General features: G+C 52.7%; 4 protein-coding genes. 2 read left to right on the plus strand and 2 right to left on the minus strand.

Annotated elements, in window-relative coordinates; translation table 11 throughout:
* Positions 1-1,158: esterase/lipase family protein (locus tag ACTHYN_RS16035; protein ID WP_441813406.1), on the plus strand; the 1,158-nt coding region annotated here is incomplete at its 5' end.
* 10 nt (positions 1,159-1,168) lie between these two features.
* On the opposite strand, the gene ACTHYN_RS16040 is transcribed toward ACTHYN_RS16035, so the two are convergent.
* Positions 1,169-1,327 (minus strand): hypothetical protein, encoded by a 159-nt coding sequence (locus tag ACTHYN_RS16040; RefSeq protein ID WP_441813407.1) that lies wholly within the window; start codon positions 1,325-1,327, stop codon positions 1,169-1,171.
* Between the two features lie 234 nt (positions 1,328-1,561).
* Between ACTHYN_RS16040 and ACTHYN_RS16045 the strand changes: the two genes are divergently transcribed.
* On the plus strand, positions 1,562-3,610 hold the full coding sequence (locus tag ACTHYN_RS16045) for a TonB-dependent receptor family protein (RefSeq protein WP_441813408.1): 2,049 nt from the start codon (positions 1,562-1,564) through the stop codon (positions 3,608-3,610).
* Positions 3,611-3,651: 41 nt separating this feature from the next.
* Here the strand turns inward: ACTHYN_RS16045 and ACTHYN_RS16050 are convergent, their stop codons facing one another.
* On the minus strand, positions 3,652-5,988 hold the full coding sequence (locus tag ACTHYN_RS16050) for a membrane-bound PQQ-dependent dehydrogenase, glucose/quinate/shikimate family (protein WP_441813409.1): 2,337 nt from the start codon (positions 5,986-5,988) through the stop codon (positions 3,652-3,654).
* Between the last annotated feature and the right edge of the window lie 217 nt (positions 5,989-6,205).

Raw genomic sequence — 6,205 nt, forward strand, 5'->3', positions numbered from 1 at the left:
GATGTTGCCGGTGGCGTTACTCAGATTGTGGAAAGAACACACCGCACGATTGCGAGAGAAGTGAATCCTTTTAATCGGTTGCGCGACATCGCAGGAGTGCCTCCTGATGAGCGGCAAGGCCGAACTTACCAGTTCATTCAGTCGTCCACGTTTTTGCTTCAGCGGGGATTGCATCGGTCGTTTGATGGGTTCTCAGTGGAAGAAGAGCCGCAACATTTTTCAAAAAGTGTGAAGGTCGCAGCTGCATTGAACGGAGTGTGCGGGGATCATCTGGAAGCCAGCAACAACCCTCTGGCGATTACCATGCATTTCCGAGATAGTCACGGCGAGAAGGTGCTGTTTGACTCAGAAAACGTCGGAGCCATGATTCCGAACGCCGGGCCACGGATCGTGGTTTTGGTTCACGGCTTATGCCTTTCTCATGAGTACTGGAAGGAACATAGTGAAGGAAATCTGGGTACTGAACTGCGGCGTGCATCTGGTTACACTCCACTGTACCTCAACTACAACACGGGAAAACATATTTCCATCAATGGCAAGGAGTTGAGCAAACAACTTCAAAAACTGGTTGAGGCTTGGCCGGTTGAGGTCGAAGAGCTGACCCTGATTGGCCACAGCATGGGCGGGCTCGTTATCCGCAGCGCCACCTCGTACGGCAGCGAACTCAACATGGGCTGGGTGAAGCTGTTAAAAAGTGCCATTTACCTTGGCTCACCTCACCATGGCGCGGCCTTGGCGAAAGCCGGGAATCTGTTGACCTTCGTTATGAAGAAGTTCCGCTACGCCAGTCCGTTTGCCTTCGGCCAGCACACCAGCGCAGGCATTAAGGACTTGCGACATGGCAACATACTGGACGAAGACTGGGAGGGCATCGATCAGGATGATTTTCACCCAGACAACCGCAAGCCGGTTCCACTACGAGAAGGAACTAAACACTATTTCATAGCTGCGGCTATCGGCAATCAGGTGTCGGATTTTCCCAGCACGATGGTGGGCGATCTCCTGGTTAGGCTGGATAGCGCCAAAGGACATCATTGTGATGAGTTGAAAAAGCTATCCATACGCCCGGAAAACTGTCGCGTGTTTGAAAAGTTGAATCACCTGGATCTGCTCGACAACAAGGTGGTGCACGAGCAGATACTGAAATGGCTGGCCTGACCAGCAGGCTCTAGCCTCGATTCTGGGCACGACTCTCTTCCACAATTAGCGCAACCAAATCTGCCGCGGGTAATTCCCGCGTCATAGGTGCACCCTGGCCCGCCCAGTGGGCGGCAAACTCATGGTTACCAAGCTTGGAAGCTGCCGCATTATATTGGGGGAAAAACACGACATCACGTTCCTTGAGCTGGATACAAAAAGCCTAACCCCATCTCTAATGCATTTTCTTTGATGGCACAGCATCTGGTTGACCAAAACATCCCGGTTGTCTTTTTCGGTGTAAATGGCACTCCAGTGCTTAAGGCCGCCAGATCCGCCCAATGCCATTTGGAATAAACATAGAGCGCTCGGCACGGAAATCACAGGTATGGGACTTTGGTTTATATCCGTCTAGACTGGGTCAATGCAAACTCCAAAATATATCTCTCTGTTTTTAAGTGGGCTGATAGCCCCATCCATCACAACGACAGCGCATGGCCAAACGCCCGCCGATATAGTCGTTACGTCACCGGTTATAGAGCGTGCTCTATATGAAACTCCCGCTGCCATGTCAGTCATTCAGCAACCGGCTATCCATGAAGGACAGCCGCGATTAAAACTGGATGAAAGCCTCAGCCAGGTTCCGGGCATCTTCTTGCAGAACCAGGAGAATTTTGCCCAGGGTGAGCGCATTGCCATAAGAGGATTTGGCGCGCGGGCGCCTTTTGGGGTTCGCGGCATTACCGTTATGGTTGATGGCATCCCCTACACCCTGCCGGATGGTCAAGCGCAACTGGATGCAATCGACCTGGATACTGCTGAACGTATTGAAGTGATTCGCGGCCCTGCGTCGGTTCTGTATGGCAACGCTGCGGGCGGGGTCATCAGTGTAACGACAGCAGATGGGCGTCGACAGGCCGATCAGACATCCATTCGTGTTACCGGTGGCAGTAATGATTTCGGCAAATTTTCGATAAACAACAACGGCAGTAACGGGCCCTGGTCGCACAACATCAGCGCCTCGGCACTGAGCTATGAAGGTTACCGTGATCAGGCTAAAGTCGAAAAATATCTGTTCAACACCAAGCTGCGCCGGGAACTGGGAAATGATCGCTCAGTGACCGCTATCATCAACCTGCTACAGAATCCACGCTCGGAAGATCCGGGGGCGCTTACAGCAGAGCAAGTGAAAGCTGATCGATCCCAGGCTGGTAAATTCACCGAAAAATTTGATACCGGGCAAACCGTTGATCAGCAGGTGCTTGGTTTGCAGTATCGGGATCTTTCTGCAGGGCCGGGCGAACTCCGCGTGAAGGCCTTCTACATGCGACGGAATTTCGAACAACAATTGCCCTACCCTGGTGACAGCCGCATTGATTATGACCGGGACTATTTTGGGGCCAGAACCGATTATCGACAGTCTCTTGAGCTAGCTGGATTCCCTTTTCGTTACGTTGCAGGCGTGGAGGCACGACAACAGAGAGATGATCGCATTCGCAGAGAAATGAGCTTCGGCGGCAACCTGCAAGACCTGACCGCAGATGAGCTGCAAACAGCAACTGCTTTGGGAGCGTTTGCGCAAGGCGATCTGAACCTTACAAATCAATTGATGCTATCTGTTGGAGGACGTCTCGATCGGATTCGCCTGAAGGTCAATGACGACTTTGCCTCCGACGGCAACCAGAGCGGCAATCGCACCTTTCGTGAGTGGAGCGGTTCTGCAGGTTTGAGTTATCGTTATCTCGATTCCCACCAGGCATATGCCAATATCAGCACTGCCTTTGAAACACCGACGTTCTCGGAGTTTGCTAATCCAACCGGGGTTGGTGGGTTAAACCCGGAAACCGAACCGCAAAAATCGCTCAACCAAGAGCTTGGTTTGCGTGGCCAGCTAAACAGCGGCATTGATTATGATCTCTCTCTATTCTGGGTCGATGTTCGTGATGAACTGATCCCCTATGAGCTGACCGGATCAGATGATCGGACGTTCTATCGCAATGCCGGAGATACAACCCGTAAGGGTCTTGAGGCGTCCGCTGGGTGGCTGCTCACCCCAAGCTGGCGCATAGATAGCGCGCTGACGCTGGCGCGCTACAAATTTGATAACTACCGCTCAGCGGGCAATCGTTACGATGGCAATCGCCTGCCGGGGCTACCGGAGCAGACATGGAGCAATCGCCTGCAATGGCACGGTCTTGGCGGCACGTTTGCTACTCTGGAGGCTCGCTATATCGGCGATATGGTCGCCGACGATGCCAATGAAGTAAAAGTTGATGACTACTGGTTGGTAAACCTGCGGGCTGGAGACGCTTTGTACGCCGGCCGAAATCTTCTTTTGAAAGGGTTTTTGGGTGTTCGCAATCTGGGCGATAAAGACTATTTTGCCAATGTGCGTATTAATGCCAGCAATGATCGGTACTTTGAACCTGCTTCCGGGCGCACCTGGTACGCAGGGCTCGAGTTCACTTTCTGAAGCCCGAGCCCTGCCTTGCAGGGCTACAATGTGCGGGCTGCTCAAGGCAGCTTATAGGCAATCACATAGTCGCCGAAGGTGGTTCCAATCGAACCATGGCCACCGGCGACAAGTACCACCATTTGTTCTCCTTTACTGTTCAGGTAAGTCATAGGGGTTGCCTGACCACCTGCCGGCAGGCGCTCCTCCCATAGTTGCTCACCTGTCGTCAGGTCATAAGCCCTCAAATAGTTGTCAACCGATGCAGCAAGAAACGCAACACCGCCGCCTGTGATGATCGGCCCACCGATACCCGGCACACCCATTTCTATGGGCAGTGGCAGTGGGGTCATGTCGTAAATCGTGCCATTTTTTTGTTTCCAGGCCACTTCACCCGTGCGCAAGTCGGCACCCGCCACGTAACCCCAGGGTGGCTGTTGACAAGGAATGCCCAGAGGCGAAAGGAAGGGCTTCATTTCAACAGCATAAGGCGCCCCGGCGTTTTCGTTAACACCCTGCTCACCCTGGTTAGTCTCGCCAAGCTCTGCGCCTTCTTTGGGGACCAGTTTGGACGTAAATGCAAGGTACAGTGGCATACCAAACATCACCTGCCTTTCAGGATCTACGGCAATGCCGCCCCAATTGAAAACACCAAAGTTGCCCGGGTACACAATAGTGCCTTGCTCTGAAGGTGGCGTGTACTGACCTTCATAACGCAGAGACCGGAACTTGATACGGCAAATCATCTGATCCACTGCACTTGCACCCCACATATCCGCTTCGGTCAATTCGGGAGGTCGGAAGTTAAGGCCCGAAATGGGCTGCATGTCTGAAGCGTAGTCGCCCTCGATGGTGCCTTGGGGTGCCTTTTGCTCAGTCACAGGAATGATTGGTTCACCGGTTTCCCGGTTCAGAACATAAACATCACCCTGCTTTGTTGGAACCACGAGTGCTGGCTCTTTGCCGTTTTCAGTGTCCAGATCCACAAGGCTTGGCTGTGCCGGTGTATCCATGTCCCACAAGTCGTGGTGCACAAACTGCTGAACCCATGCAACCTCACCTGTTTCGAGACTCAGCGCTACAACGGATGAGGCAAATTTTTCATCATTTTCAGAGCGGTACATACCGAGCTGATCCGGCACCCGGTTGCCCATGGGAAAGTAAATTAACCCAAGCTCCTCATCTGCACTGGCCACTGCCCAACTGTTGGGGGAGCTTTTACTGTAGGTTTCATTGTCTTCTATGGGGTCTGTATTCTCAGGATGACCCGGATCCCAGTTCCATTCCAGCTCACCGGTTTTGACGTCGTACGCGCGAATCACGCCTGAGGGCGAGTCAATATCGTAGTTATCGTTAACGGCCCCTGCTACTACGATCAAACCGTTAGCGATCACCGGCGGCGACGTTGAATAATAAAAACCGTCCTGCTTGAACGGCATGTTATGCAGCAGATCGAGCGAGCCATCTTCGGCAAACCCACTGCAGCGGGCACCTGTTTTCGGGTCTACCGCTAATAAACGCGCATCAGATGTAGGCATGAATATTTGGGCGTCGCACTGAACGCTGGCAAGATTTTCTGCAGGCTCGCTAACTGATTGAACCTCTATCGCATTTGCATCGCCTTCCGATGGCGGCAGATATGACACACCGCGACACGTCTGATGTTGGCGCTGGCTTTCCATCGGAACCTTTGCATCATAAACCCACTGCTTCTTGCCAGTATCTGCATCCAACGCCACTAACCAATTATGCGGTGTACACAAAAACAGGGTGTTACCTACCTTTAAAGGGGTTGCTTCATAGGTAATCTCTCCCACGTCGTCAGGCCCCTGCAAATCGCCGGTTTGATACTCCCAGGCTTTTTCGAGTTTGCCGGCATTCTCCGGAGTAATCTGGTCCAACGGCGAATAACGCTGCCCCAGATTGCTTCGGCCGTATGCGTGCCAGCTTTCATCGGCAATATTTCCCATATTGGGATCGGCAGACACGGTGTCCGGATTAAGCAGGCCATCAACTCGATGCTGATCAAAGGCAAGGCTTGATAACGTAATAACACCAACCACGACCCAGACCGGGAAAAGAGCCATCACACCACCCCGCTGAGCCGGCGGCCCGGGAAATAAAAGCGGTATGGCCAGCAGTAAAAACAAGCCTAGCCGCGTGGCCAATGGCCACCAGTCCAGGCTGGATTCCCACAATGCCCATGCCGCAGTGCCCGCCAAAAATATCCCATAAACCCAGCGGGCAATCGGCCTGCGTCCATTAGCCGTAACGCCGGCCACGATCAGCGCTATGCCTGCAATCGTGTAATAAAGGCTCCCGCCCAGTGACAAAAGCCAAAGGCCGCCGCCAAATAGAACCACACCGAGTAGTAGAAAAATAACTGAGAATACGATCATCCATAAGCTCCATAGTTAGCTAGCTTTCTATATAATGCGGGTAGCTTATCCTCGCAAAAGTACTCTGCACAAGTACGGCGCGTGCACACCGCCTTTCTTCCCGGCTTGACTGGTAATAATTATATGGGTGGCTTCACCGTGTCGATGTGAATTAACTATAGTAAAACACTATCAAATATCCAGATGGAAATAGCCCCCACCCCCGGGTTTTCATTAG

The organism is Marinobacter sp. (assembly GCF_052091845.1).
Classification (GTDB): domain Bacteria; phylum Pseudomonadota; class Gammaproteobacteria; order Pseudomonadales; family Oleiphilaceae; genus Marinobacter.